The 462-nt window shown below is 45.5% G+C and carries 1 protein-coding gene; it reads right to left on the bottom strand.

The window, feature by feature from the left end; all coding sequences use genetic code 11:
• A partial coding sequence (locus AAEZ03_RS25890) for a DUF4401 domain-containing protein (protein WP_350582582.1) occupies positions 1-462 on the bottom strand: 462 nt, incomplete at both ends.

Raw genomic sequence — 462 nt, 5'->3', positions numbered from 1 at the left:
GATTTGATCAATAAAGAGGTATCGAGCTGATAGTAATACCAAAATATATAGCCGACTAATGCTGTAATACCTAGCCCTAATAGCACGCGCTGACTGTTGGCAACCGCGATGACGATGATAAGGCTGGTCGTCAGCAATCCTGAGACATAGATCGACATAACGCCCAATATAGCAATGGCGAAAATAATGATGAACCCTGCTGCTGATAGCAGTTTGACTTGATAGCGCTTAAGGATAAGCAAAGCCGCATAAAGGTTGGTGAGCGTCAGTAACCCTTGTGCAAGGTAGTAATTATAGCTAAAGGTGTCGCCATAACTATCAAGGCTGCCAAAGCTATCAGGGCTACCCCCATATTCAGCGGCGATAAAATATACCGAAACGCAGAGCAACATCAAAGCGCTGGCATAGGAGAGCGCTTTGCTAATATCAAAGGCCGCCGACCGCCATTTAACAGAAATGTGC

The organism is Pseudomonas sp. HY2-MNA-CIBAN-0224 (assembly GCF_040310285.1).
Lineage (GTDB): Bacteria > Pseudomonadota > Gammaproteobacteria > Pseudomonadales > Pseudomonadaceae > Aquipseudomonas > Aquipseudomonas helleri.
The sequence above is the reverse complement of the archived record's forward strand: the minus strand, read 5'-3'. Positions and strand labels throughout refer to the sequence as shown.